27 protein-coding genes and 5 tRNA genes are annotated in these 25,945 nt (G+C 42.1%); 21 read left to right on the forward strand and 11 right to left on the reverse strand.

Going from position 1 to position 25,945, the window contains the following annotated elements:
• Window positions 1-107: 107 nt before the first annotated feature.
• The gene (locus ACFQ3S_RS15485) at window positions 108-608 is read right to left on the reverse strand and encodes a hypothetical protein (protein ID WP_377166082.1); all 501 of its coding nucleotides are present in this window, start codon (window positions 606-608) and stop codon (window positions 108-110) included.
• 178 nt (window positions 609-786) lie between these two features.
• Here ACFQ3S_RS15485 and ggt point away from each other — a divergent pair, with 178 nt between their 5' ends.
• From ggt to ACFQ3S_RS15505, 4 genes are all read left to right on the forward strand, one after another.
• A complete protein-coding gene (gene ggt / locus ACFQ3S_RS15490) occupies window positions 787-2,484 on the forward strand; it encodes a gamma-glutamyltransferase (RefSeq protein ID WP_377166084.1) in 1,698 nt (565 codons plus the stop codon).
• 144 nt (window positions 2,485-2,628) lie between these two features.
• Complete coding sequence (locus tag ACFQ3S_RS15495; protein ID WP_377166186.1) at window positions 2,629-3,012, forward strand: MarR family winged helix-turn-helix transcriptional regulator; 384 nt, start codon at window positions 2,629-2,631, stop codon at window positions 3,010-3,012.
• Between the two features lie 130 nt (window positions 3,013-3,142).
• Entirely contained in the window at window positions 3,143-3,649 is a 507-nt protein-coding gene (locus tag ACFQ3S_RS15500) for an FKBP-type peptidyl-prolyl cis-trans isomerase (protein ID WP_377166086.1), read from the forward strand.
• A 5-nt stretch (window positions 3,650-3,654) separates the two neighbouring features.
• Complete coding sequence (locus ACFQ3S_RS15505; RefSeq protein ID WP_377166088.1) at window positions 3,655-4,599, forward strand: FKBP-type peptidyl-prolyl cis-trans isomerase; 945 nt, start codon at window positions 3,655-3,657, stop codon at window positions 4,597-4,599.
• 2 nt (window positions 4,600-4,601) lie between these two features.
• Here ACFQ3S_RS15505 and ACFQ3S_RS15510 read toward each other — a convergent pair whose 3' ends face one another.
• The 8 genes from ACFQ3S_RS15510 to ACFQ3S_RS15545 form a co-directional block, all read right to left on the reverse strand.
• Complete coding sequence (locus ACFQ3S_RS15510; protein WP_377166090.1) at window positions 4,602-5,909, reverse strand: cryptochrome/photolyase family protein; 1,308 nt, start codon at window positions 5,907-5,909, stop codon at window positions 4,602-4,604.
• A complete protein-coding gene (locus ACFQ3S_RS15515; RefSeq protein WP_377166092.1) occupies window positions 5,902-6,816 on the reverse strand; it encodes a TIGR01777 family oxidoreductase in 915 nt (304 codons plus the stop codon). Before ACFQ3S_RS15515 ends, ACFQ3S_RS15510 begins: the two co-directional genes overlap by 8 nt.
• Before the next feature lie 33 nt (window positions 6,817-6,849).
• Window positions 6,850-7,746 carry an NAD(P)H-binding protein gene (locus ACFQ3S_RS15520; RefSeq protein ID WP_377166094.1) on the reverse strand — a complete coding sequence of 299 codons (897 nt, stop codon included), beginning with the start codon at window positions 7,744-7,746 and terminating at the stop codon, window positions 6,850-6,852.
• Between the two features lie 130 nt (window positions 7,747-7,876).
• Window positions 7,877-8,443, reverse strand: a complete 567-nt coding sequence (locus ACFQ3S_RS15525) for a PH domain-containing protein (RefSeq protein WP_377166096.1) — start codon at window positions 8,441-8,443, stop codon at window positions 7,877-7,879.
• A gap of 68 nt (window positions 8,444-8,511) precedes the next feature.
• A complete protein-coding gene (locus ACFQ3S_RS15530) occupies window positions 8,512-9,837 on the reverse strand; it encodes an ABC1 kinase family protein (RefSeq protein ID WP_377166098.1) in 1,326 nt (441 codons plus the stop codon).
• A 2-nt stretch (window positions 9,838-9,839) separates the two neighbouring features.
• The gene (locus ACFQ3S_RS15535; RefSeq protein ID WP_377166100.1) at window positions 9,840-10,526 is read right to left on the reverse strand and encodes an HAD family hydrolase; all 687 of its coding nucleotides are present in this window, start codon (window positions 10,524-10,526) and stop codon (window positions 9,840-9,842) included.
• A 69-nt stretch (window positions 10,527-10,595) separates the two neighbouring features.
• A complete protein-coding gene (locus tag ACFQ3S_RS15540) occupies window positions 10,596-11,249 on the reverse strand; it encodes a TetR family transcriptional regulator C-terminal domain-containing protein (RefSeq protein ID WP_377166102.1) in 654 nt (217 codons plus the stop codon).
• A gap of 245 nt (window positions 11,250-11,494) precedes the next feature.
• The gene (locus ACFQ3S_RS15545; RefSeq protein ID WP_377166104.1) at window positions 11,495-12,205 is read right to left on the reverse strand and encodes an SDR family NAD(P)-dependent oxidoreductase; all 711 of its coding nucleotides are present in this window, start codon (window positions 12,203-12,205) and stop codon (window positions 11,495-11,497) included.
• 63 nt (window positions 12,206-12,268) lie between these two features.
• Between ACFQ3S_RS15545 and ACFQ3S_RS15550 the strand changes: the two genes are divergently transcribed.
• From ACFQ3S_RS15550 to ACFQ3S_RS15575, 6 genes are all read left to right on the forward strand, one after another.
• On the forward strand, window positions 12,269-12,415 hold the full coding sequence (locus tag ACFQ3S_RS15550; protein WP_377166106.1) for a DUF2256 domain-containing protein: 147 nt from the start codon (window positions 12,269-12,271) through the stop codon (window positions 12,413-12,415).
• A gap of 39 nt (window positions 12,416-12,454) precedes the next feature.
• Window positions 12,455-13,741 (forward strand): DASH family cryptochrome, encoded by a 1,287-nt coding sequence (locus ACFQ3S_RS15555; RefSeq protein WP_377166108.1) that lies wholly within the window; start codon window positions 12,455-12,457, stop codon window positions 13,739-13,741.
• A gap of 261 nt (window positions 13,742-14,002) precedes the next feature.
• A complete protein-coding gene (locus ACFQ3S_RS15560) occupies window positions 14,003-15,538 on the forward strand; it encodes a cryptochrome/photolyase family protein (protein ID WP_377166110.1) in 1,536 nt (511 codons plus the stop codon).
• A gap of 228 nt (window positions 15,539-15,766) precedes the next feature.
• Window positions 15,767-16,840, forward strand: coding sequence for an NADH:flavin oxidoreductase/NADH oxidase (locus ACFQ3S_RS15565; RefSeq protein ID WP_377166112.1), 1,074 nt, complete (start codon window positions 15,767-15,769; stop codon window positions 16,838-16,840).
• Between the two features lie 47 nt (window positions 16,841-16,887).
• Window positions 16,888-17,316, forward strand: a complete 429-nt coding sequence (locus ACFQ3S_RS15570) for an OsmC family peroxiredoxin (protein ID WP_377166114.1) — start codon at window positions 16,888-16,890, stop codon at window positions 17,314-17,316.
• Window positions 17,317-17,502: 186 nt separating this feature from the next.
• Entirely contained in the window at window positions 17,503-18,099 is a 597-nt protein-coding gene (locus tag ACFQ3S_RS15575; RefSeq protein ID WP_377166116.1) for a DUF4230 domain-containing protein, read from the forward strand.
• Window positions 18,100-18,280: 181 nt separating this feature from the next.
• On the opposite strand, the gene ACFQ3S_RS15580 is transcribed toward ACFQ3S_RS15575, so the two are convergent.
• Both ACFQ3S_RS15580 and ACFQ3S_RS15585 read right to left on the reverse strand, forming a co-directional pair.
• Window positions 18,281-19,378 carry an AI-2E family transporter gene (locus ACFQ3S_RS15580; protein ID WP_377166118.1) on the reverse strand — a complete coding sequence of 366 codons (1,098 nt, stop codon included), beginning with the start codon at window positions 19,376-19,378 and terminating at the stop codon, window positions 18,281-18,283.
• Between the two features lie 171 nt (window positions 19,379-19,549).
• Complete coding sequence (locus ACFQ3S_RS15585; RefSeq protein ID WP_377166120.1) at window positions 19,550-21,031, reverse strand: glycine--tRNA ligase; 1,482 nt, start codon at window positions 21,029-21,031, stop codon at window positions 19,550-19,552.
• Between the two features lie 155 nt (window positions 21,032-21,186).
• Here ACFQ3S_RS15585 and ACFQ3S_RS15590 point away from each other — a divergent pair, with 155 nt between their 5' ends.
• The 11 genes from ACFQ3S_RS15590 (at window position 21,187) to secE (ending at window position 25,936) form a co-directional block, all read left to right on the forward strand.
• Window positions 21,187-21,714, forward strand: a complete 528-nt coding sequence (locus ACFQ3S_RS15590) for an adenine phosphoribosyltransferase (RefSeq protein WP_377166122.1) — start codon at window positions 21,187-21,189, stop codon at window positions 21,712-21,714.
• Window positions 21,715-21,906: 192 nt separating this feature from the next.
• Window positions 21,907-22,101 carry a 30S ribosomal protein S21 gene (gene rpsU / locus ACFQ3S_RS15595; protein WP_377166124.1) on the forward strand — a complete coding sequence of 65 codons (195 nt, stop codon included), beginning with the start codon at window positions 21,907-21,909 and terminating at the stop codon, window positions 22,099-22,101.
• Window positions 22,102-22,158: 57 nt separating this feature from the next.
• Window positions 22,159-23,067: a tyrosine-type recombinase/integrase gene (locus ACFQ3S_RS15600; RefSeq protein ID WP_377166126.1), complete on the forward strand. Its 909-nt coding sequence runs from the start codon at window positions 22,159-22,161 to the stop codon at window positions 23,065-23,067.
• 14 nt (window positions 23,068-23,081) lie between these two features.
• Window positions 23,082-23,432 carry a ribosome hibernation-promoting factor, HPF/YfiA family gene (hpf, locus tag ACFQ3S_RS15605; protein ID WP_377166128.1) on the forward strand — a complete coding sequence of 117 codons (351 nt, stop codon included), beginning with the start codon at window positions 23,082-23,084 and terminating at the stop codon, window positions 23,430-23,432.
• Between the two features lie 310 nt (window positions 23,433-23,742).
• A tRNA-Thr gene (locus ACFQ3S_RS15610) sits at window positions 23,743-23,815 on the forward strand.
• Between the two features lie 33 nt (window positions 23,816-23,848).
• Window positions 23,849-23,929, forward strand: a tRNA-Tyr gene (locus tag ACFQ3S_RS15615).
• Between the two features lie 75 nt (window positions 23,930-24,004).
• A tRNA-Gly gene (locus ACFQ3S_RS15620) sits at window positions 24,005-24,077 on the forward strand.
• A gap of 100 nt (window positions 24,078-24,177) precedes the next feature.
• Window positions 24,178-24,249: transfer RNA gene (locus ACFQ3S_RS15625), tRNA-Thr, on the forward strand.
• A 108-nt stretch (window positions 24,250-24,357) separates the two neighbouring features.
• Window positions 24,358-25,545 (forward strand): elongation factor Tu, encoded by a 1,188-nt coding sequence (gene tuf / locus ACFQ3S_RS15630; RefSeq protein ID WP_377166130.1) that lies wholly within the window; start codon window positions 24,358-24,360, stop codon window positions 25,543-25,545.
• A gap of 105 nt (window positions 25,546-25,650) precedes the next feature.
• Window positions 25,651-25,721 (forward strand) — tRNA-Trp (locus ACFQ3S_RS15635).
• 20 nt (window positions 25,722-25,741) lie between these two features.
• Window positions 25,742-25,936, forward strand: coding sequence for a preprotein translocase subunit SecE (gene secE / locus ACFQ3S_RS15640; protein ID WP_377166132.1), 195 nt, complete (start codon window positions 25,742-25,744; stop codon window positions 25,934-25,936).
• Window positions 25,937-25,945 lie beyond the last annotated feature (9 nt).

Below are 25,945 nucleotides of genomic sequence, written 5' to 3' on the forward strand. Positions count from 1 at the left end.
CCTTTTTAGACTTACTAAAATCTATGCCTAAGCTTTCGTTCCCCCAACTTTTCGGACTGATCCCTTTTTTGGTAAAAGCGGGTTTATGCTATTAAAATATCAGATCCTTATTTAAAAATGTATTTTAAACCCAGGCCAGGTGCAAGGTCGAAAAATGGTCCGCGGGCAAGTTCCAAACGGGGGTTAAGGTCGAGGCTAATAGCTATCGGGCTTTCGGGTATGAGGTACTCTAACCCTACCACGCCATCGGCACCTAACAGGATGCTGCCGCTGTTATAAAACTCATCATCACCGCCATAACGTCTGTAATTGCCTTTTCCAACCGCACCTAAGTGAGCACCTGCGCCGTAATAAAACTTTAGTTCGGGTACGTTAAAGGCGGTTTGATGCAGTTCGTACAAACCGGTTAGCACCAGGCCATGGTTGCGGATGCCCAATACGCCTTCAAGGGCTGCACTTTCGTTTAAAAAGTACTTACCTGAGATGCCGTTTTCGTATCCGCCAAACTTTAAACCGAGAGCAGATTTATATAATTGTGCGTTAGCTTTTTGCTGAAACAGCATTAAAAATACGGTTGTAACGAGGAGTAGAGCTGTTTTTTTCATCATGTAGTTTTTTTGTAAATAACGGCAGTTTTAACATTTTATGCCGTTGTTAAGGTTAAAAATAAAGGTCGAACACTTTATACAACTGATTATCAATTGATAAATTTTAGGCTTTGACTGTGGTAAATCTCTGTAGTTTAACCGCTTTAAACTATTTTAGTAAATTATTACCGCTATATCCATGAACCATATCTTACTTAAAATGCTTATACCGGTTGCTGCGTTGGTAGCAGTTACCAATAACTCGTTTGCACAAAACACACACCAAAAATATTCAAAAGGCATGGTGGTATGTGCTTACCCCGATGCGGCACAAGCAGGTTTGTTTATCTTAAAAAAAGGCGGTAACGCCGTTGATGCCGCGGTTGCCGTGCAGTTTGCTTTGGCGGTTACCCTACCGCAGGCGGGTAACATTGGCGGTGGTGGCTTTATGGTGTACCGCACGGCGGGCGGCTTAACTAATACATTGGATTACAGGGAAAAAGCACCAGCCGCAGCTAGCGCCAATATGTATTTAGATGCCGGCGGAAATGTTATAACCGATAAAAGTTTATACACCCACCAGGCCGCCGGTGTGCCTGGTTCGGTTGATGGTATGGTACAGGCGCATCAAAAATACGGTAAACTGAAATGGGCCGATGTGTTGCAACCGGCCATTAACCTGGCCCGCAATGGATTTAAGGTAACCGAACGCCTGGCTAACGACCTGAACCGCAATATGGCTAAGTTTGATACCCTGAACGCGGGTGGTAAAAATTACTTTGCCAAACCCGCTGCTTGGAAGGCGGGTGATATACTGATACAGCAAGATATGGCCAAAACGCTTACCCTGATACGTGATAAAGGCCGTGCCGGGTTTTACTCAGGTATGATTGCTAATTATATTGTATCCGAAATGAAGCGAGGCAAGGGGATGATCACCCAGGCTGACCTCAACAATTATCACTCGGTATGGCGTAAGGCGGTTACCGGTAAATATAAGCAGTATAAGGTTATTACTATGCCGCCGCCGTCAAGCGGAGGTATAGCCTTGCTGCAGTTGCTTAAAAACGTGGAAAGTTACCCGTTAAGCCGCTGGGGCCATAACCAGGATTCAACGGTGCAGTTAATTACGGAGGCGGAGCGCAGGGTGTATGCTGATCGTTCCAAGTACCTGGGAGACCCTGACTTTTTTAAAGTACCGGTAGATAGTCTGCTTAAACCGGCATACATTACCGGGCGTATGAAAAGCTTTAACTGGAATGCCGCCACGCCCAGCAGCAGTATAAACCCCGGCAATTTTGTAGGTTACGAAAGCGACCAAACCACGCATTTTTCTATTGTTGATGCGCAGGGGAACGCGGTATCCATCACTACTACCTTAAATGGATCGTTTGGCGCTAAAATATTTGTGAAAGGTGCCGGCTTCTTGCTCAACAATGAAATGGACGATTTTAGCTCGAAACCGGGCGTACCCAACATGTACGGATTAGTTGGCGGTAAGGCCAACAGCATACAACCGGGTAAACGGATGCTTTCTTCTATGACGCCCAGTATCCTCGAAAAAGATGGCAAGCTGTTTATGGTGGTAGGTACGCCGGGCGGTTCCACTATTATAACCTCGGTATTTCAAACTATATTAAATGTAATAGAGTTTGGGCAGGATGCACAACAGGCAGTAACCTCTAAACGTTTCCATCATCAGTGGCTGCCCGATGAGGTTTATATAGAGGATAATAGTACGTTTAGCACCGCTACTATTAATAAATTACAGGCGAAAGGGTACAAGATTATTTCAAAAGGGGCTATAGGTAGGGTTGATGCTATAATAAGAACTCCCCAGGGATATTACATAGGCGGTGCCGATCCGAGAGGGGATGATACGAAGGCAGGTTGGTAAATGAGTGGTTAGAAATGCCATTATACATTTATTACTATCAACTTTTAATTTTAACTACCTTTGATAGGCATGCATAGCAATGTGAAAAATAAACACCACCAACACGAAACTATAGATTACCTGTTAAAGATAGTTTGGCAGAATATGGCTAACCGTTATAACCAGCTGGTGGCTAATTTTGGTATCACGCAATCCATTGGGTATGTGCTCATCAATATCGACGAAACTGATGGGACCACAGTTTCGCAGGTGGCTGCCCTGCTGGGGCTGAAATCTACGAGCTTATCGCGCATGTTAAGCCAGCTCGAAAAAATGGACCTCATTTACCGGCAAAGTAATGAGGGCGATAAACGATCGGTGAAAATATACTTAACCGAATTGGGTAAGGAAAAACGGCGTATGGCCAGGGTAATTGTAAAACAGTTTAATGCTTACCTTAACGAGCATATAAGTGATAAGGAGAAATTACTACTGACCGGCGCGCTCAAAAAAATTAATCAGCTTACAGTAGATTATAAGCCCGAATAATACGTTTAAGGTAAAATATGTATGTTTTACTTAAATCAAGCTTCACTTTAAGCAGTAATAGATGTTAAAAAATGTTAACCTGCCTTTTTTATTCTTTAAAAAGGTAAATTTGCCAATTACTAATAGGGTGATGAACAGGTTATTATTATTATGTTGGTGTGTACTGCTTTTTACGGCTTGTAATAAAGTGGAAGATCCGGCTATAATTAATACCGACCAAAACGTTATTGATAATGAAATTATAACAAAGTATTTGGCCGATAATAACTTAACTGCGCAAAAAGTAAAAAATGTTGCCGGCCGGCCCGATACTATTGATGTATATTATATAATTGAAAAGCCGGGGACCGTAAGTTCGTTATACAGCTTATCGAGCCGGGTTACGTTGGCTTATACCGGCAGGGCTTTAAGCTCGGCAACGCCATTTGCTCAAACAGGAGATATTCCTCCATCTTTTGTTTTAGGCGATGTATTCCGCGGGTGGCAGTTGGGTATCCCTCAGGTAAATAAGGGTGGAATTATCAGGCTTATCTTTGCCTCAAGATATGGCTACGGGCCTTATGCCCAACCCGTTTTGGGCTTATCACCCAACTCGATTTTAGATTTTAGGATAGAGGTTTTTGATGTAACGAACTAATTTAAATGAAACAAATTTATTTTGCACTTATTTTACTGTTAACCATGGGTATTGTTTCCTGTCGTAAAAGTGGGAACGACGTAGATATTAAAACCTACGACCAGCAACAGATAGACGCTTATATTAAGGCTAACAACCTTGCCAATATGAAGCGTGACGTAACCGACGGAGATACCAGCGGTATTTATTATGAAATCTTATCGCAAGGTTATGGTGCCGGTAACGAGCTTAATTACGAAACTCCGGCATCCTTAGTTTACAGTATAAAATCGTTAGATGGCAATTATGTGGTATCTGACACCATCTTGAATCACAGCTATAACTACGTGGGTACCACTACCCCCAAAGGGTTAATGATCGCCTTACATAACTTGGCTAAGTTTAAAGGTACCCGTGCTAAGTTCATAATACCTTCTCGTTTGGCTTACGGGCCAAGTGGAAGTGGTACCGGTCCTGGTCGCTTAACGGGAAACCAGAGTTTAGAATATTATGTTAATGTAATTAACAATCAAAATTTGTATGATGACCAGGTAATTACTAAATATTTAGCTGCAAATAATTTAGCGGGTTATACCAGGATTCCATCGGGAGAATATGAAGGGTTATATTATAAAGTTACCCAGCAAGGCACAGGTACAGATATTATAAAACCTACTTCTACAATAACCGTTCAATATACCGGTCGCCATTTAAATGGGCCTTATTTAAACCAAACTATTTTTGATCAGGCCAATACCGAAACAGGTGCTTCGTTCATATTAGAGGGTACCATACAAGGGTGGGTAGGTGGCTTACAGAAAGTTACTGCCGGTGGTAAGTTATCATTATTTATACCATCAAAGTTGGGATACGGCACTAATGCTCAAACCGATCAAAATACTGGATTAGTTAGCATACCTGCAAATAGTGTTTTACATTTTGAGCTTAATATTTTAACGGTAACTAACTAAAATTACTTCGCTACCGCTGCACGATACACTTTTAAAGCACGTTCTTTACCTGCTTTATTATCAATAATGGGTTCTGGATATTGGTCTGTACCATATTCCGGGACCCATTTTTTTACGTACTCTAATTTAGGATCGAACTTCGTTAACTGTGATTCCGGGTTAAAAATGCGAAAGTAGGGCATTACATCGGTACCCGAACCTGCCACCCATTGCCAGCTGCCCACGTTGGTAGATGCTTCATAATCTAAAAGTTTGCGCGCAAAGTAGCGCTCGCCCCAACGCCAGTCAATTAATAAGTGCTTAATTAACAAACTGGCCGTTACCATACGCACCCGGTTATGCATAAAACCGGTGGCGTTGAGTTCGCGCATGCCAGCATCAACCAGGGGGTGACCAGTTTTGCCTTGGCACCAGGCTTCAAATTCCTTTTCGTTGTTGCGCCATTTTATACGGTCATAAGCAGGGCGGTAAGCATGTTTTTCGGTTTCCGGAAAATGATCTAACGACATCATATAAAACTCGCGCCATATCAATTCGCCCAGCCAGGTTTGTTCCCGTTCGAATGAGTTTCGTGCCGCATCACGAATGCTGATGGTTCCAAAACGCAAATGCAACCCAATATGTGAAGTGCCTTTTTTAGCCGGGAAGTTGCGGTTCGCGGCATAATCGTCAATAATATGCTCGTACTCTGTTTCGGGGAACTGTATTTGACTTTCGGTAAAACCCATTTCGCCTAGTTCGATCCATTTTAGCGGATCGGTTTTGTACAGGTTTTTAAAATACTTTTCAGTAGGGTAGGCCTTCAGGTAAAAGTCGTTGACTTTTTTCATCCACTTCTTTTTATAGGGCGTAAAAACGGTGTAGGGTTTACCATCGTCTTTCACTACCTCATCGCGCTCAAATATGATCTGGTCTTTAAAGGTCTTGAATTCGATTCCTTTACTTTTCAGCATGTTGCCAATTTCACCGTCACGCTTTTTAGCGTAAGGTTCATAATCGTGGTTGGTGTAAACGGCGGCCACCTCATAGCCGGCTAAAATTTCTTTCCAGGCTTGTTCAGGCTTGTCATATTTAATCAGCAAACTGCTGTTATGCTTTTCTAACTCATCTTTCAGCTTATGCAGGGTGTTGTAAATGAAAGTTACCCGGGCATCGTCTTTATCTTCTAACCCGTTGAGTATATCCCGATCGAATATAAAGAGGCACAGTACGGGGTTAGGGCCTTTGAGGGCATGATAAAAACCGGCGTTGTCATGCAGCCGCAAATCGCGGCGGAACCAGAATAGGGTGATAGATGTTTTGTTAGCCATATATGTTTTTCAGGGCATCTGTAATGTTATCGTATTTAAAAATGTACCCGGCATCCTGTATTTTTTGTGCCGATACCCGTGTACTGCCTAAAACCACCAGGCTCATTTCGCCCAAAACTAATTTCAGGGCAAAGGCAGGTACGCTGGGTAACCATAAAGGTTTGTGTAATTGGCGCGCTACGGCTTGTGTAAGCTGTTTATTGGTAACCGGGCTGGGGGCAACCATGTTGTAAACATCGGGGGGTAACTGGCCATCGACAGCGTGCATGTACATATCTACCGCATCATCAATATGAATCCACGGAATGTATTGTTTGCCATTACCTAAGGTAGTTCCTACATAAAATTTTACGGGTAACGAGAGTGGAGGCAAGGCCCCACCTTTGGTAGTAAGTATTACACCCGTTCTGAATTTAGTGATGCGGAGATTAAATTGCAGCCCTTCATCAACCGCCTTTTCCCATTCTATGCAGCAGGTGCCTAAAAAGTCGTTTAGCGGTGTACTGTATTCATTCAGCCATTCATCGCCCCGGTTGCTGTAATAGCCCGTGGCCGATGCCGATATAACGTTTTTTACCTGGTGATTGGGCTGTTGCCGGAGCAGATCATATACTAATTTGATAGATTGTGTACGGCTATCAATCAATAGCTTTTTACGTTTTTTGGTCCAGCGTTTATCGGCAATGCCTGCGCCGGCCAGGTGAATAATGGTATCAACGCCGCTAATGCAACCGGCGTCTATCTCGCCCTTAGCTACATTCCATAAAAAGGTTTTTACCTTCGCATTTTTCCCCGCACTGCGGCTCAGGTGACTAACCGTAAACCCTTTGGCCAGTAAAGCTTGTGTTAACGGCCTGCCAATTAAGCCTGTACCGCCTGTAATTAAAACGTGATGATTTTGCTGCATTAACCAATAAACTAACGGTGACAAAATTAGTTTTTATATACCATTTACCGGCATAGTTTGCAGTAATGCTTCTTTTAAAGGTTGTAACTGCACAGGCACGATGCTTTGTATGGCATCATCGCGCGAAACCAGGTCGAACTTCAGGTTTTCGACCAGTGTTTTAGCATGTGAATAGCTGATTGGGGTAAGATAATTTAGCCAGTAAGATGATAACGCTGAAGACACCTGTGGAACGGTGACTATTTTTACTTTGCGCTGGCGGCATACCTCGCCATACATCAGCAGCATTTGTTTAAAGGTAAGCACATCGGGGCCGCTAATGTGGAACTCGCTGTTAAAGGTATTCTCGTTAAATAAGCAGCCAACTAAGTATTTTACCACATTGTCGGTAGAAATTGGTTGCTCCTGCGCTTTAGACCAGTTGGTGGCAATTATGATAGGCGATTTTTTAGTAAGCCCTTCCATGAGTTCGAGTGCAATACTGCCCGGACCAATAATCATGGTTGATTTTAAGATAGTAAGTGCCGCATTGGCCTTACGTAAAACGTCTTCTACATGTTGTCGCGATAAACCCGCCCGACCTAAATGATCATCAATTTCACTTAAAGATATAATTTGCTTGCAGTGGGTTTGATTAATTGCTTCAATAAAATTTTCTGCCGAAAGTGCTTCTAAACCTGCAAATCCTGATGTTTGCGGCAAGGCATTAACGAGATAATAAGCAGCGTCAATATCGGTTGGCAAAGGTTCCATGCTGCGACTGCGCAACAGGTCGCCGGCAATAGTAGTTACCTGGCTGGCGTAAACGCTTTGTTTTTCAAAAAGCTTTTTATCGCGTACTAAACAAACTACCTCATGGCCTTGCTTCAGCAGGGCCGGAATAAGCCTTGCTCCAATATAACCATTTGCGCCTGTTAGCAGTACCTTCATATACTCAAGAGCAACAATGGAAAGGGCGCGGGGTTTTTAAAAATTGAGGTATTTGTTAATATAAGCTTAAAATAAGTGGATGTTACGACATTAAATATTCTAAAGCCATATACGACATAAGTATTCATTTTTACTTTGACCTTGAGATAACCTGTGACTCAATTAACTGATAAACCGTTCTTACGTCGTCGATCATTTCAAATGCCGGAATTTGTTTATCGGGCGTATTCCAAGTACTCCTGAACACTATTCTACCAAATTCTGACGGGCCGAAAATGATAGTGCCGCGTTTATTATTTGCCTCCTTAATACTGGTGTCATACAGAGATTTGATATGAATAGAATTGGTTGTTTTGCTAAACACACCAGATCGGATAAGTATTCGATCATTGGTTACACCATAAGTGGTATTTACTCGCTGAACTATATCAACTATAAATCGACCAACGGTCATATAAAAGCCAACAACCAAGAACGGAAGCATAAAAAAATCAATGGAAAAATGATTTTTATCTAATATGTTGAAATTTGGAAATGATAACACTCCACCAAACCAAATGAATGAAAATGGTATGATCAGCCAGTCAGCTGATCTGAATAATAATCCTTTTCCCGGTTTTCCGGTCCATATTAATTTTTCACCGGCAAGTAGTTCCGGCTCTAATTCAGCAACTAAGGAATAGTTATTAATGAACATTATTGTGACTTGATTAAATGCACAACAATATATATACAATAATTATATAACCGAAATCTATAACTCCACTAATACTCCAACACCACATGTGGCTTATAAGTATCCGTTTTTACCTCGGATTTTAATTCATGTAGTATATTATACAAACCAAAATTGGTGCGGTTCACATAAATAAAATGCTTTACCCCGCGGGCTTGTTTAAACTCCGGCATTTTAGCAATCTGTTCGCCAAAGCCGTACAGTTCGTCAAAAAAAGCAGATTCGCCAAAGTTGAAAGTGCTGCTCATATAAGGCTTGGCAAACAGGCTGATCATTTGGTGATACATGCGGTAGTAAAACTCAATTTGCTGCGCACTGTCATTGGGCAATATCATTTCCAGCTTACGGAAAGCTTTAATGGTTTCCTCTTTATTATCTAAAAGGTTGGTGGAGGTAAGCGAGAAGAATGGATAGTAAAAATCTTCGGGCATTTCTTTAATGCAGCCAAAATCAATAACGCCTAATTTGCCATTGGGCAATATTAAAAAGTTACCCGGGTGCGGATCGGCATGTACGGCACGCAGTTCGTGTTGTTGAAAATTATAAAAATCCCACAGGGCCTGGCCTAACTGGTTGCGCAGCTCCTGCGAAGGATTGGTCAGTAAAAACTCTTTGAGGTGCATGCCCTCCAGCCAGCTCATAGTGATGATGCGTTTGCTGGATAGCTCGGGATAGTAAGTTGGAAAAACTACGTTATTGAGCAAGGCGCAAGCGTTAGAAAACTCAATAGACCGGCGTACTTCCAGTTCATAGTCGGTTTCTTCAACCAGGCGTTCTTCCACCTCGCGCATGTACACATCCAGTTCTTTTTCGCTCATGCCCAATAATCTGAATGCAAAGGGTTTAATGAGTTTCAGGTCGGATGAAATAGAATCGCCCACACCCGGGTACTGGATCTTTACCGCCAGTTTTTGACCGTTAAGCTCGGCCTGGTGTACCTGGCCTATTGATGCCGCGTTGGTAGAACGCACATTAAATTTATCGTAGATGAGTTCGGGTGTTTTGCCAAAGTATTTACGAAATGTTTGCACAATAAGCGGACCTGAAAGCGGGGGGGCGTTGTATTGCGATTGCGAGAATTTATCTACATAAGCGGTAGGCAAAATATTTTTGTCCATGCTTAACATTTGGGCAACCTTTAGGGCACTTCCTTTCAACTCGCTAAGCGATTCGTAAATGTCGGAGGCATTGTCCTCATTCAGTTTGCTGCGGTCCATATCGGGGTTAAACAACTTCTTAGAGTAGTGCTTAATGTAATTGCCACCTACCTTAAACCCGGTTTTAACAAACCTGGCCGACCGCTCCACCTTACTGGTTGGAATACTGTTTTGCTCTCTCGCTTTATCTTCGCTCATGTTTAATTTTTAGTAAATAGTGCAGCCAGTTTTTGTACTGTCAGTTCCGTATAATCAGGAATGACCAAATCAACCGGGTGCAATTCCTGTGCGGTGTGCGTAGTGGTAATACCAATCACTTTCATACCCGCAGCATTGGCTGCTTTTACTCCCGAAAGTGAGTCTTCAAATACTACGCAAGCTTCCGGTTTAACGCCTAAATCAAATGCTGCTTTCAAAAATATTTGCGGATGTGGTTTAGGTTTACTCACCCTGGGCCCATCAATAATAACGTCAAAGTATTGCCTCACAGGCAACAGGCTCATCATATAATCAATATTAATAACCGCTGCCGATGTGGCCACCGCCATTTTAACGCCACTGTCTTTTAATTCATTAAGCAAGCGTTCCAAGCCGTTAATAGGTGCTGCAAAGGGTGCAAACGCTTCCCGGTAATTGCGGCTCTTTTCTTCAAACATCTGCTGCATCTCCTCTTCGCTGAACTCACTGAAAAACTCACGCATAATAGGCATACCGGCTACGCCGCTCAGTTTTTCATAAAAAAGTTCAGGTGTCACTTCCAGCCGGCTATATTTCTCAAACAAATTTTTCCAGGCCTTAAAATGGTACTTGTTATTATCAACCAAAGTGCCGTCCATATCAAAAATTGCAGCGTAGCCTTTGATTGATTTCGAATTTCGAATGTTCAATTTCGAATTTTTATGTTGAAATAAGGAAAATTAAAAACAAGCAGGTTATAATAAACTTCCCCCACTCACCTAAAAACCCATCTTCTGTTTTAAACCGCCGTTTTTAGCTAAAAATTTACCGTAATCAAGCAGGTTATCAATAGGGGAACGTTCAAAAAGGTCGAAGGTTACATTAACCCCCTTTTCAATAGCCTCGTCGGTTTTTTCAAACCCGGCCGAATTATCGTTGATCCAGAATTTAAGCACAAAGCCCAACTGCATCCACAAAGCATCTTTGTATTTATTGGAGAAAAACTTACGGTCTGTTAGCTCGCCGGTTTCCAGTCCATCGCGCAAAATTTCTTCGGCAAAGCTTTCAAAAATGGTGTGCATATGGTGTAACACACGGGGAGACGACATACTGCGTGGCTGTTTCTTCAAACTGTAAATAGCAAAGCTGCGGCTGCCTTTTAATAATTCAAAAAAGCTGTAAAAGAAAGATAAAGCCCTTTCGCGCGCCGAATACTGTCCCCAAATATCCTGTACCTTAATTTCGGTAATGGTTCTGGTAGCAAACCCGGCCCAAATGTTCTGCTCTACAGCCTCAAACGATCCAAAGAAACGGTAGAACTCTTCCTCGGTCATTTCGTTATGCTTGGCAAACAAATAAACCGATTTGGGCTCGTGCCCTTCGGTCAATACATAATCTATATACGCGCTTTGAATACTCTCGGTAGTAGCCATGGTGTTACATTTATATTTGAGATAAAATTACGGTTAATTTGAACATCAAATGTCAACCGTAAGCAAGAAATTGGTGTTGAGAGTCAAGAGTACAAAGTTCAAGAGTACAGAGTCAGGAGTCAAAAATCCAGATTGAAAAGAACTAATTCAATGTTGTTCTTTTTCTATATTTTAAAGGTTCAGGACTCAAAAATTCAGACTTGCTATTCTGTATTCTTGATTCTATACTCTTGACTCTATCCCATCTATTTCAAACTCGACATTCCCCCATCTACCGAAATAATTTGTCCGGTTATCCAACTGCTTTCATCAGAGAGAAGGAATTTAGTGGCCGATGCAATATCATCCGGCTGACCGTACCTGCCCATAGGATGACGTTTATTAGAGGCCTCGCGTTTATCATCACTGCCCAGCAAACTGGCCGCCAGTGGCGTATCGGTTAACGACGGCGCCACGGCATTAACCCGGATATGTTGTGTGGCGAATTCGGCAGCTAATGCCAAGGTTAAACCGCTTACAGCTCCTTTGGCAGCGGCCACGCTGGCATGAAAGCTCAGGCCAACTTTAGCGGCTACCGTACTGAATAGTACTACCGACCCACTACCCGATGCCCGCAAAGCTTTTAAAGCTTGATGAATTACAGCCACGGCCCCCAAAACATTAATACGGTAATCATTTAAAAAGTCATCGGCTGTAAGGCGGGTAAAAGGTTTGAGGTTGATGCTTCCGGCTGCATAAACCAGGCCATGCAGTTTCTCTGGAAGTTTTATAGCCAGACTGCTAACGTCACCTAATACATCCAGTTCAATATGCTCAACTCCATCTGGCCATTCGTTGGATGATGTTCTGGAAATATTAATTACGTGGGCACCATCATTTACTAATTGTTTAACCAGCGCTAAGCCAATACCCGAACTGCCGCCAACAATTAAAATTTTCTTATCTTTAAAACTCATATTTTTGAACATTAATTACCACAGCTGCATTAACATGCACAACATAGGTTTGTTTAACCAATTATGCCTGCGCCTAAAAGAATATTAAAACAAAACTTGCCGCAAAAAATATGTGAAGTTTGCAAGCGACCCTTCAGCTGGCGTAAAAAGTGGGAAAAGTGTTGGGATGATGTCAAATATTGCAGCGACAAGTGTAGAAGAGATAAATAATTCACATTTTTGTTTATTAATTTGGATCAGTTATAAAGAATGAGCGATAGAACAATATTGGTTTGGTTTAGAAATGATTTGCGGATTCATGATAATGAAATATTGTTTGAAGCTACCCGTAAAGCTGATAAAGTACTGCCTGTATATTGCTTCGATCCTCATTATTTTTCATTGGATGCTGAAAAGCATATTTTAAAAACAGGCAATGTGCGCGCGCAGTTTTTGCTGGAAAGCATTGCCGATTTGCGTCAGAATCTCCGCAAATTAGGCGGAGAATTGCTGATTGTTCATGGTAATCCGGCAGAAATGATTCCTCAATTAGCCGAACTGTACCAGGTAAACGAAGTTTATCATCACCGGGAAGTAGCCATCGAAGAAACGACAATATCCGAAGAGGTGGAGTCGGCTTTATGGAAAATGAAGCTCAATTTAAAACACTTTATTGGTCATACCCTGTACCATAAAGAAGATCTGCCTTTTCCTATTAAAGATATACCCGATAGTTTTAATACATTTAAAAAGAAGGTGGAGCGCGACAGCAATGTGCGCCCTTGTATTGCCACACCCGAAAATATTGTAACTCCCCTAATTGCCGATCCCGGTGAGCTGCCTTCATTACAACAATTGGGATTAAGCCTGCCCATACCCGATACTCGTGCCGCCAATACGTTTAAAGGTGGCGAAACTGCTGCCTGGCAACAATTGGAGCAGTTTTTAATTAGTTATGGCTTATCTCATAATGGTAAAAATAACCGTAACAACGTATCGTCGAGGCTTTCGCCCTGGCTATCTTTTGGTTGTGTATCGCCCAGGCAGGTGTATTGGGAGGTGATGAACCATGATCAGGAAAGCAATAATCATCCATTGATGCTGGAATTGTTATGGCGCGATTATTTCCGCTTCATGTTTAAAAAGTATAGCCGTAAGTTTTTTGATCCTGAAGGTTTTAAAGATTCGGCACCCGAACTGGCCGATAACCAGGATGAGCTTTTTGACCAATGGAAAACCGGTACTACAGGTGAACCTTTTATAGATGCCAGTATGCACGAACTGAATGCTACCGGCTTTATTAATAATGTGAGCAGGCAGGCACTATCTTATTACCTTGTAAAAAACCTTAAAGTAGACTGGACACGTGGGGCCAAATGGTTCGAAGAAAAACTGATCGATTACTCGCCGGCCAGTAACTGGGGTAATTGGGCTTACATAGCCGGTGTAGGTAACGATTCGCGTGATAACCGCTATTTTAACCCTAAAACCCCCGCCGAACTTGACCCTAAAGGCGAGTATGTAAAGCTGTGGCTAACAGGGGAGAAGGTGGCTTAAAGTTGGTGTATGGTTAAATTGTTGATGGAGTTGAATAGTTGCAATGCCAGCAAACAATATCCAAATTTGTGATGCTGCCTTATTTCAGCACCTTATTTGCTTAGTTGTATTCAAAAATTGTAATAGCTTACCATTATAATAATATGCTGATATTTATTTGCTTCAAGGGTTAAAATAATAAGGCAATGAGCAGTATCAAAAAATTAGAGTTTATAGCAGTAGCATTTTAAAACCGCATGCGCGTAGCCTTGTTTAATTTATATGGCCAAAACCCTCCGTTTAATTCTGGGCGATCAGTTGAACAGTAACCATAGCTGGTACACAAAAACCAATGCCGACATTACTTATATTTTACTTGAGGTAATGCAGGAGCAGCAGTATGTAATGCATCACGTGCAAAAAATAATGGCTTTTTTCGCCGCTATGCGAAACTTTGCCCACCAGTTAGAAAAAAGAGGGCACCAGGTTATTTATGTTAAACTCAATGATAAGGATAATCAGCAGGATTTTGAACAGAATTTAAAACGCCTTATAGATCAACAGGAGATTGACCGGTTTGAATACCAACTGCCCGATGAGTACCGGCTGGATGAACAACTGAAGAGTATTTGCCTAAGCCTCAGCATAGAAACCGGTTTTGCCGACACTGAACACTTTTTAACAGGCCGCTCCGACGTGCAAAACTTTTTCGGTGATAAAAAGCGCTTCCTAATGGAAACCTTTTACCGTAATATGCGAAACAAGCTGCACATATTGATGAACGGCGAGGACCCTACAGGCAACCGCTGGAACTTTGATGCCGATAACCGTAAAAAGTACGATAATAAAGTGCCCTTGCAGGATGCCATAACTTTTGATCATGATGTATCGGTACTGAAAGGCATGATCGACAAAATGGGTGTGAAGTATTTCGGGAATATAGACGAAAAGCATTTGGAATGGCCGCTTTCCAGGCAAGAAGCCCTGAAATCCTTAGACTATTTTTGCCATCACTTGCTTCCCCATTTTGGTACTTATGAAGATGCCATGCTGCAAAACCATATCAGCTTGTTTCATTCGCGCCTGTCGTTTGTGCTGAATGTGAAAATGTTATCTCCGGTGGAGGTAATAACCAAGGTGTTGAACCACTATGAGCAAAACCAGGAGACGATCACTTTGGCGCAGGTGGAAGGCTACATTAGGCAGGTGATTGGCTGGCGCGAATTTATGAGGGGAATATACTGGGCGCACATGCCGGGTTACGAGGAGAAAAACTTTTTTAACCATACCACCGAAATGCCGCATTGGTTTTGGGGTGGCAATACCAAAATGAACTGTTTGAATAAGTGTATAGGCCAGTCACTCGACCATGCCTGGGCGCATCACATACAGCGCCTGATGGTGATAGGTAACTTTGCCCTGCTGGCCGGCATTAACCCCGATGAGGTGGATGCCTGGTACCTGGGTGTGTATATTGATGCCATACAATGGGTAGAAATTACCAATACCCGAGGCATGAGCCAGTTTGCCGATGGCGGCATTATTAGTTCCAAGCCCTATGTGGCTTCGGCCGCCTACATTAACAAAATGAGCGATTACTGTAAGCACTGTTACTACGATTATAAAAAAAAGGTAGGGGATAGGGCTTGCCCGTATAACAGCCTGTACTGGAACTTTTTTGACCGTAATGCCGATCAGTTAAAGAAAAACCCACGTATTGGGATGGCATATATGACTTTAAAAAAAATGAAGCCGGAAGAAAAGGCGTTACTCATGGAACAGGCAGAGAAGTATTTAGGTGATTTGAATGGGTTATAAAAACGTAGCATACGAGACAGGACTGTGGCGGGAAAATGGTTTGTTTATTTAAGTGTTGTCATTACAACAATGCACTATTGTTAATTAATTAAAAAAAAATCTCATACCTATATTTTCAAATTGTAAGAGAAGTGTAAATGTCCCGGGAAGATATCATCAAACTATCACTATCGCCACAATATCCAAACCTATATTTGTTAACACGGTTATTGCTCATACATTTGAAATATGATGAGCCACTTATTTTCGCCCTTAATTATAAAAAGTATTGAATTAAAGAACCGTATCACCGTTTCGCCCATGTGCGAGTACAGCAGTGAAGATGGTTTTGCCAACGATTGGCACCTGGTACACCTGGGCGCTTTTGCTACGGGTGGCGCTGCTTTAATTTTATCAGAAGCTGCGGCCGTATCGCCCGAGGGCCGGATCACTTATGCCGATCTGGGTATTTGGAAAGATGAACACATAGCCAGGTTAAAACAGATTACCACTTTTATAGAACAGCAAGGAGCCGTAGCCGGTATTCAGTTAGCGCATGCGGGCCGCAAGGCCAGTCATGATAAGCCCTGGCTGGGCGGTAAACAATTTCCGGCCCACCATGGTAATGGCTGGGTAACAGTTGGGCCGAGCGCTTTGCCGTTTGCCGATGGCGAAGAAGCACCTGTGGAATTAAATAAGGCTGGCATTGAAAATATAAAGGCCGATTTTAAAGCCGCCACCTTGCGTGCTATTGAAGCAGGTTTTAAAGTGGCCGAAATACATGCGGCACACGGTTATTTGCTACACCAGTTTTATTCTCCTTTAAGTAATCAACGCACCGATGAGTATGGAGGCTCGTTTGATAACCGGATCAGACTATTAATTGAAGTTATCGAAACCGTGCAGGAAGTGTGGCCAAAATACTACCCGCTGTTGGTGCGCATATCGGCAACCGACTGGACCCAAGGCGGCTGGACCATACAGGATTCGGTTAGGCTGTCTGCCATATTGAAAGAAAAAGGTATAGATTTGATAGACTGCTCATCGGGCGGTAATGTACCCAAAGCGGTAATCCCTAATAATCCGGGATACCAGGTGCCATTTGCCGAACAAGTAAAAAAAGAAACCGGTATATTAACCGGAGCTGTGGGACTAATAACCACTCCAGCGCAAGCCAACGAAATAATTGTAACCGGACAGGCCGATTTGGTGCTATTAGCCCGGGAGATGCTACGCGATCCGCATTTTGCTTTACGGGCGGCATCCCAGTTGGGCCATAACATTAGCTGGCCTGCACAATATGAACGTGCCCAATGGCGTTAAGCAATCAGCAATTCATTTATAAGCTTAAATAATCAACCCCCAAAAACATGAAACGTACAGCAACTGCACACTGGAACGGAACTTTAAAAGATGGTAGCGGCGAATTAACCACGCAAAGCACTACCTTAAACAAAACGCAATACTCTTTCAAAACCCGTTTTGAGTCGGGTGTAGGTACCAATCCCGAAGAATTACTGGCTGCCGCGCATGCAGGCTGTTTTACCATGGCTGTAGGTGCTGCCTTAACCCAGCAAGGTTTTGTGCCAGGTAATTTGGACACCGCGGCTATTTTAGACCTGGATATGGCCGCCCTGAGCGTTACCGGTATTCATTTAGAGTTAAAAGCCGGCACTATTGAAGGTGTAACCGAAGAGCAATTTAAAGCCGTTGCTGAAGACGCCAAAAAGAATTGCATCATTTCTAAGGCCTTGAGCGTACCATTTACCTTAAATGTAACTTACGGCGTAAAGGCGTAATCAAAATAGTTAAATCTGTCATTTCGATAGTCGGAAAGTTTTTTTGAGCCGGGTAATTACAAAACCTGTTATATATTACAACTAAATCCATATTTCGAAATGACAGTGCCAATTTAATAAGCGTAAAGAGCAGGTAAATAACACCTGCTCTTTTGTATTTTTAAACCAAACTCAATTATCATTATTATGTTCCGTTCGCGCGCTTCTTTAACATTGGTTATATCGTTAGTTACCGTGGCTTTTCTGGTGTTCCTTTTCTTTTATATGAAGCACCAGTTCAACTCCGTACGTACTGAGGTAAGCGAGGATGTAATGGTAGAAAAGATCACGAGTATGGGTAAACTTGAACTGGTAAAATACAGTATGAAAGATGTGCTGGAAAAAAAACAGGTACATACCATACTACCCGATGAGCGTGTGCTTTTTGTAGCAGTAGGGGAGGTAACAGCCTGTATAGACCTTACTCAGGTGCGTAAGCAGGATATCACCGGCGATAGTTCGGGCAATACGGTTACGGTACTGTTACCTCAGCCCGAAATTTGCTATACCAAACTGGACCATCAACGCTCCAAAGTTTATGATGTAAGTGGGGTAATATTACCCAGCACTACCCAGGCCATGATAGAGGATATTTATAAACTGGCCGAAAAGCGTTTGCTGGATAATGCCCGTGAAATGAAAATTATAGACAAAGCCCGCGAAAACGCTCAAACCATTTTTAAACCCCTGTTAGAAGGTGTATCGGGCAAAACAGTGGTGTTGAAGTTTAGAAACCCCTCCTAAATCCTCCTCAGGAGGGCAAATTTATAAGAAAGATTGCGTTACAATTAATATAGAATAATGAACTTCGAATGTCCAATATCGAATTTAACACTCAGTATTCTTAATTAAATATTGAGTATATATCGTTTGAAGACTTTATTTCTTGGCTCCCTCCCTCCCGAGGAGGGTTGGGGGAGAGGCTCTATCCTTGTTCGGCCGCCCGCTCTCGCTTGCGCAACCATATATGCCCAATGTTTCGAGTAGGTACGGTATCGCCCAATAATTTACCCCAGGGTTTCAGGTCTTCTATACGGTCGAAAACGATTTTAAGGACGGCTATAAACGGGATGGATAAAAACATACCCGATAACCCCCACAACGCATTACCCAATAAAACAGCAATAATGGATATTAATGCATTGATTTGCACTTTGGATGATACAATGCGTGGCACCAATATGTTATTATCTATAAACTGGATAAACATGTATGCCGCAATAACGCCTAACTGTGTGCTGTAACCATCGTGCGTAACAGTTGCCATTAAAACCGGCAATGCTATGGCTATTAAACCGCCGATGTAAGGCAGCATATTTAGCAGGGCACCTATTACACCTATTAATATGGCGTAGGGCACGCCTAAAATTAACAAGGCTGTAGAATTAAGTATGGCCACAATTAGGGTTTCGGTTAGTAAGCCTACAATGTAGCTTTGTATTGCCGATTTGGTTTCCTGTAATATTTCGGCAACCTGTAAAGAGTTCTCTTCAGAAAATACTTCGAATAGGAAATTTAAGATCAATGTCTTATAAAGCAGCATTAAAAACACGTAAACCGGAATTAGGAATACGATACTTAATGTGCCCAATACGGTGTTTATAGTTTGCCCAACCAATCCTTTGCTGTTGTTAACGGTGTCTTTAATAAATTTTCCCTGACGGTTGACATCCACTCCGAATTTGGTATTGATCAGGTTTTGCAGGTCGGTTACTATATGGCTGAACTTTGCTTTCAGAGTGGGTATAGTATCGCCAAAAGAGGCTATTTGCGAAGATAGGAAGTAAAATATACCAGCCACCACAATAGTAGCTATTAACATAGATACGATAATGGCAGCAACCTTAGGCAGTTTAGCCCTGATAAGCCTATTGCATAAACGATTTAATAACACCGCTATAAATGCCGCGAAGGCAAGCGGTACCAGTATATCGGCCAGGCTGCTCATTAGGTAAACAACTAATATTAGCCCAAATAATACAATGGTGGCTTGAAGGTAAAAAGGGTATTGCTTGGTATGCATATTTTAAAATTACATTTACATAAGCAATAAGTAAAATTAATGTTTTAAGAAACCCCTCCAAAATCTTCCCCGGGAGGGACTTAAAAAAAGCAAAGCCTGAATTTTGAGTGTGATTAAAGTTCAAGCTTTGTTATGTGTTTATCTCCCTCCCAGGGAGGGGCGGTGTGGGGCTTACTTCAGCACATTCTTCCAGCTCACCAGGTCTCCAATGATCTTATCTAACTGGTCGGCGGCTACACGTTCCTGTGCCATGGTATCGCGGTGACGGATGGTTACGGTATTATCTTCCAGTGTTTGATGATCTACCGTAATACAAAAAGGTGTACCAATGGCATCCTGGCGGCGGTAGCGCTTACCTATAGCATCTTTCTCCTCGTATTGCAGGTTGAAGTCCAATTTAAGGGTATCCATAATAGTCTGGGCTTTCTCGGGCAAGCCATCTTTCTTAGTCAATGGAAAAATGGCTGCTTTAATAGGGGCCAGGCAGGGGTGCAACCTTAATACGGTACGGCTATCTTGCTTATCTTCGGTACTTAGGTCTTCCTCCTCATAAGCGTTCATTAGCGTAAGCAAAAACATACGGTCGAGGCCTATAGAGGTTTCTATGACATAAGGAATATAGTTACCATAAGGCTTGTTGGTATCAGGATCAACTTCCGGGTCGAAGTATTGCATTTTTTTACCTGAGAACTGCTGGTGCTGGCTCAAATCAAAATCTGTACGGCTATGGATGCCTTCTACTTCTTTAAAGCCAAAAGGGAACTCAAATTCTATATCAACTGCTGCATTGGCGTAATGGGCCAGCTTGGTATGGTCATGATAGCGGTATTTGGCGGCATCGGTACCCAGGGTCAGGTGCCATCTTAAACGGGCTTGTTTCCAGTGCTCATACCATTGCATTTCGGTACCGGGGCGAACAAAAAACTGCATCTCCATTTGCTCAAACTCACGCATGCGTATAATAAACTGACGGGCAATTACCTCGTTACGGAAAGCTTTACCAATTTGCGCTATACCAAACGGAATTTTCATCCTGCCAGATTTTTGCACGTTGAGGTAGTTTACAAAGATACCCTGGGCGGTTTCGGGGCGCAGGTACACCTTGTCGGCATCATCGGCAATGGCACCCATTTGCGTGCTAAACATCAGGTTAAACTGACGCACTTCGGTCCAATTACGGGTACCGCTTACCGGGCAGGCAATTTCATGTTCTATAATCAGTTCACGTAATGCGTTCAGGTCATCGGCCTTTAAGGCATTGTCTAAGGCTAATTGTAATTGCTCGGCCTTGTCGGTTTTGCCGTCTTTATCGTAACGGTCTATCTTATCTTCCAGTAACTGGTCGGCACGGTAGCGTTTTTTCGAATCTTTATTGTCGATCATCGGGTCGCTGAAACCACCTACGTGGCCGCTGGCTTCCCAAATTTTAGGGTGCATAAATATGGCCGAGTCAATACCCACAATGTTCTCATTCAACTGCACCATACTTTTCCACCAGTAGGTTTTGATGTTATTTTTTAACTCGGCACCTTGCTGGCCATAATCATAAACGGCGCTCAGTCCGTCGTATATCTCACTGGATGGAAACACAAAGCCATACTCTTTGGCATGGGCAATCACATTTTTAAACAGTTCGTCGGTATTTTTACTCATAGCGGGTCAAAGATAAAATTTTTTTGATGTGCAGATGTGAAATGATGTGCAGATGTGCAAATGCGTAGATGTACCAATTAAGAATGAATGCCATGCCTTAATATTTGCACATCTGCACATCCTCGCATCTGCACATTAATATTATCTTTACCCCCATGATTGAGCAGAGAATCAAGAGCGCCATTCGCGATATCCCCGATTTCCCTAAACAGGGGATTACCTTTAAAGATATAACACCTATACTAAAAGATCCAATTTTGTGCGAAGCCATTGTTGATATTTTTGCGGCCAGGATGCAAGAATGGAAAATTGATGCCGTAGCTGGAGTGGAGAGCCGTGGGTTCTTGTTCGGGCTGCAACTGGCCGGTAAGTTAGGCGTACCCTTTGTGCCGGTGCGCAAAGCCGGTAAACTGCCTTTTACGGTTAAGCAGAAAGAGTACGATCTGGAATATGGATCAGCCACTATAGAAATACATACCGATGCCTTTGAACCCGGTCAGCATATATTAATACACGATGATCTGTTAGCTACCGGCGGTACAGTTACTGCTACCAGTAATTTAATTAAAGAAATGGGTGGCGTAATTGCCGGCTTTAGTTTTATAGTAGGACTTGGGTTTTTAAATGGCAAAGAGAAGATCACGCCATTTGCCGACAAGGTAGTGGTGCTGGCGGAGTATTAAAGAAGCCCCTCCCAAACCCTCCCCGGGAAGGAGAGATTAAAAGAATCCGGCATATTGAATAATTAAGCTCACTGCAAAATAGCAGTCTTAGTAACCCTTTAAATCCCTGATACATAATAATGAAAAAAGAAATTAAAAATTAAATCTTTTGTCTTACCTTTGCTCTCCCTGAAAGGAGGTATTTAGAAGGATATGATTATTATTAATGTAAAAGACGGCGAATCATTAGATAAAGCGCTGAAACGTTTCAAGAAGAAATTTGAAAAAACAGGTGTTTTACGCGAACTACGCAGTCGCCAGGCTTACGAAAAGAAGTCTGTTGCTCGTCGCCACGAAATCAAACATGCCATCTATATTCAAAACATGAATAAAGAAGAAACTGTATAATTATACAGTTCTTGTATTGATATATTAAAACTATTTGTACTTTGCCTTTTTGGCGTTGTGCAAATAGTTTTTATGTTTTTAGAGCAGTTTATAGCTTACATTAAATACGAAAAGCGGTATTCGCCGCATACCGTTACTGCTTATGAGTCTGATCTGGCTCAATTCTATACTTTCCTTAATTATCCCGAAGTAGTAATAGCCCATCCGGCCGAAATCACACATCACCACATTCGTAATTGGATGGTGGAACTCATGAACGCGAAGCTTACCAGCCGTTCCATTAACCGTAAGGTGGCTACATTGCGCAAGTACTTCAAATTTTTACTTCAAGGCGATATTATAAAGGCTACGCCGACCGCGCGCATACAAACTCCCAAAATATCCAAACAGCTGCCGGTTGTGGTAGAGGAGGAGAAGCTATCGCGCATGCTGGATAGCAATGAGATCTTCACACCAGATTTTAATGGCCGGCGCGATAAGCTTATTATAGAACTGCTGTTTGGTACGGGTATGCGTTTATCAGAGCTTTTGGGCATTACCGAAGCCGATATTAATACCTATGAAGGTACTGTTAAAGTACTGGGTAAGCGCAATAAAGAGCGCATAATTCCGCTTAATAAAGAGCTGAAGCTTTTACTGCAGGAATACCTGGTGTTAAAGAAAAGTGAAATTTTTGCTAACAAATCGTTAAAACTAATCGTTACAAGTAAAGGATCCGAAGCTTATGCCAAGATGATTTATTTGATTGTGCAGAAATATTTAAACTATATATCAACCCAGGATAAGAAAAGTCCGCATGTGCTTCGGCATACATTTGCAACCAGTTTATTAAACAAAGGGGCCAACCTTAATGCCATTAAAGACCTTTTAGGCCACGCCAGTTTGAGCGCCACGCAAGTGTACACCCACAACTCCGTTGAACGACTTAAATCTATTTATAAACAAGCCCATCCAAAGGCTAATTAACACAGGAGGAACAAATGAAAATTACTGTTCAAGCAATTCACTTTAGTGCAGACCAAAAATTAGTGGACTTTATACAGAAAAAGGCCGACAAGCTGGAACAATTCAGCGACAATATTATTAGCGGCGAAGTATATTTGAAGTTAGAGAACACCGGCGAGGAAGCCAACAAAATAACCGAAATTAAATTGATTGTACCCGGTAACCAGCTTTTTGCAAGCCACCAGTGCAAAACTTTTGAGGAAGGAACCGACCTGGCCATTGAAAGCTTACGCAAACAAATTCAAAAGCATAAGCAGAAACAAAACGCTATTACCGAACAAGCGCGTAAAGTGGATACCCTTGGTGTGCAAGAGGAAGATTATTGATAATCAACACAATAGAATAAACAAAATCAGCAGGTAAAAGACCTGCTGATTTTTTTTTTAGAATTATTTTGCACGGGAGTAAATTTTTGTACATTTGCATTCCCTTTTGGAAAGGTATTTAACACAAGGGGAATGGTTCTTTAACACATTAAAAAAATAAACCTCCTTAGCTCAGTTGGTACAGTCCCGAGACATCGGGATAATCAACAGGAATAAAGAAAGTTTAAAAAAATACGCCTCCTTAGCTCAGCTGGTAGAGTCCCGAGACATCGGGATAATCAGCAGGAATAAAGAAAGTTTAAAAAAATACGCCTCCTTAGCTCAGCTGGTAGAGCAACTGACTTGTAATCAGTAGGTCATTGGTTCGATCCCGATAGGAGGCTCAGTAGATTTTGAAATTCGAAATCCACTAATATGGGGGGATACCAGAGCGGTCAAATGGGACGGACTGTAAATCCGTTGCTTCGGCTACGAAGGTTCGAATCCTTCTCCCCCCACAATTTTAGTTGGCAGTTTTTAGTTATCAGTTTGCAGTTACTGCTAACAGGTAATTCAAAACTGTCATCTTTTATGCGGAAGTAGCTCAGTTGGTAGAGCGATAGCCTTCCAAGCTATAGGTCGCGAGTTCGAACCTCGTCTTCCGCTCAGGGTGGTTGTTAGGTAATTAAGTTATTGAGTATTTAGGTTGTATAACAACAATTACGAACTTAATAACAAAATAACTCAATAACCAGGAAAAGATTAAGCCGACGTAGCTCAGGGGTAGAGCACTTCCTTGGTAAGGAAGAGGCCAAGGGTTCAAATCCCTTCGTTGGCTCAGTGTAGTTAGAAGGTTTTTAGGTTGTTGGTTATTAATTACTAAATAACATATTAAAACATTAACTATATTTAAATAAGTAAATTAACCTACAAATATTTATAAATCATGGCAAAAGAAAAGTTTGACCGCAGCAAGCCGCACTTAAACATCGGTACTATCGGTCACGTTGACCACGGTAAAACAACCCTTACCGCAGCTATTACGAAAGTATTGGCTGACAAAGGTTTCTCAGAAGCTCGTTCATTTGATTCAATTGACTCGGCTCCTGAAGAAAAAGAACGTGGTATTACTATTAATACCGCTCACGTTGAGTACTCAACTGCTAACCGTCACTATGCTCACGTTGACTGTCCAGGTCACGCGGATTATGTGAAAAACATGGTTACAGGTGCGGCTCAAATGGATGGTGCGATCATTGTGGTTGCAGCAACAGACGGCCCGATGCCACAAACTCGTGAACACATTTTGTTAGCCCGCCAGGTAGGTGTGCCTTCATTAGTTGTGTTCATGAACAAAGTTGACATGGTTGATGACCCGGAATTGTTGGAATTAGTTGAAATGGAAGTTCGTGAATTATTATCATTCTACGATTTCCCTGGTGATGATATCCCTGTTATCCAAGGTTCTGCTTTGGGTGGTTTGAACAACGATCCAAAATGGGTTGAAAAAATTATGGAATTAATGGATGCTGTAGATAGCTACATTCCAATTCCACCACGTTTAACTGATCTTCCTTTCTTGATGCCTGTTGAGGATGTATTCTCGATTACTGGTCGTGGTACTGTTGCTACTGGTCGTATCGAGCGTGGTATCATCAACTCTGGTGAGCAAGTTGATATCTTAGGTATGGGTGCAGAAAACTTAAAATCAGTTGTTACTGGTGTTGAGATGTTCCGTAAAATCCTTGATAGAGGTGAAGCTGGTGATAACGTAGGTTTATTGTTACGTGGTATTGAAAAAGAAGCCATCCGTCGTGGTATGGTTATCTGCAAACCAGGTTCAGTAACTCCACACACTGATTTTAAAGCTGAGGTTTACGTATTGTCAAAAGCAGAAGGTGGTCGTCACACTCCGTTCTTTAACAAATACCGCCCACAGTTTTACTTCCGTACCACTGACGTAACCGGTGAAATTTCATTAGCAGAAGGCGTAGAAATGGTTATGCCAGGTGATAACGTTACTATTCAAGTAGCTTTAATCAACGCTATTGCAATGGAAAAAGGTTTACGTTTCGCTATCCGTGAGGGTGGTCGTACAGTAGGTGCCGGTCAGGTAACTGAAATCTTAAAATAATAACCATCTGCAAATCTGTATAAAAGCAGAAAAAAAGATAGGTTAATTTTATAAACAAAGTACTTAGCGCAATGCTAAGTACTTTGTTTTAAATGTTAAATACACACGGGAATAGTTCAACGGTAGAATAGAGGTCTCCAAAACCTTTGATCAGGGTTCGAATCCTTGTTCCCGTGCCTTTAAGAAATTTAAACACATGTCTGCAGTAGCCGAATATATTAAAGAATCATACATCGAATTAACCGAAAAGGTAACCTGGCCAACCTGGCGCGAATTGCAAAGCAGTGCGGTGCTGGTATTAGTTGCGGCCCTTATTATTGCTATGGTTATATTTGGTATGGATCAGATCATTGGCTTCGTACTCAGACAGTTCTACAGTTCACTTACCTAATTATACTAT

The sequence above is a fragment of the Mucilaginibacter terrae genome (assembly GCF_042679325.1).
Classification (GTDB): domain Bacteria; phylum Bacteroidota; class Bacteroidia; order Sphingobacteriales; family Sphingobacteriaceae; genus Mucilaginibacter; species Mucilaginibacter terrae.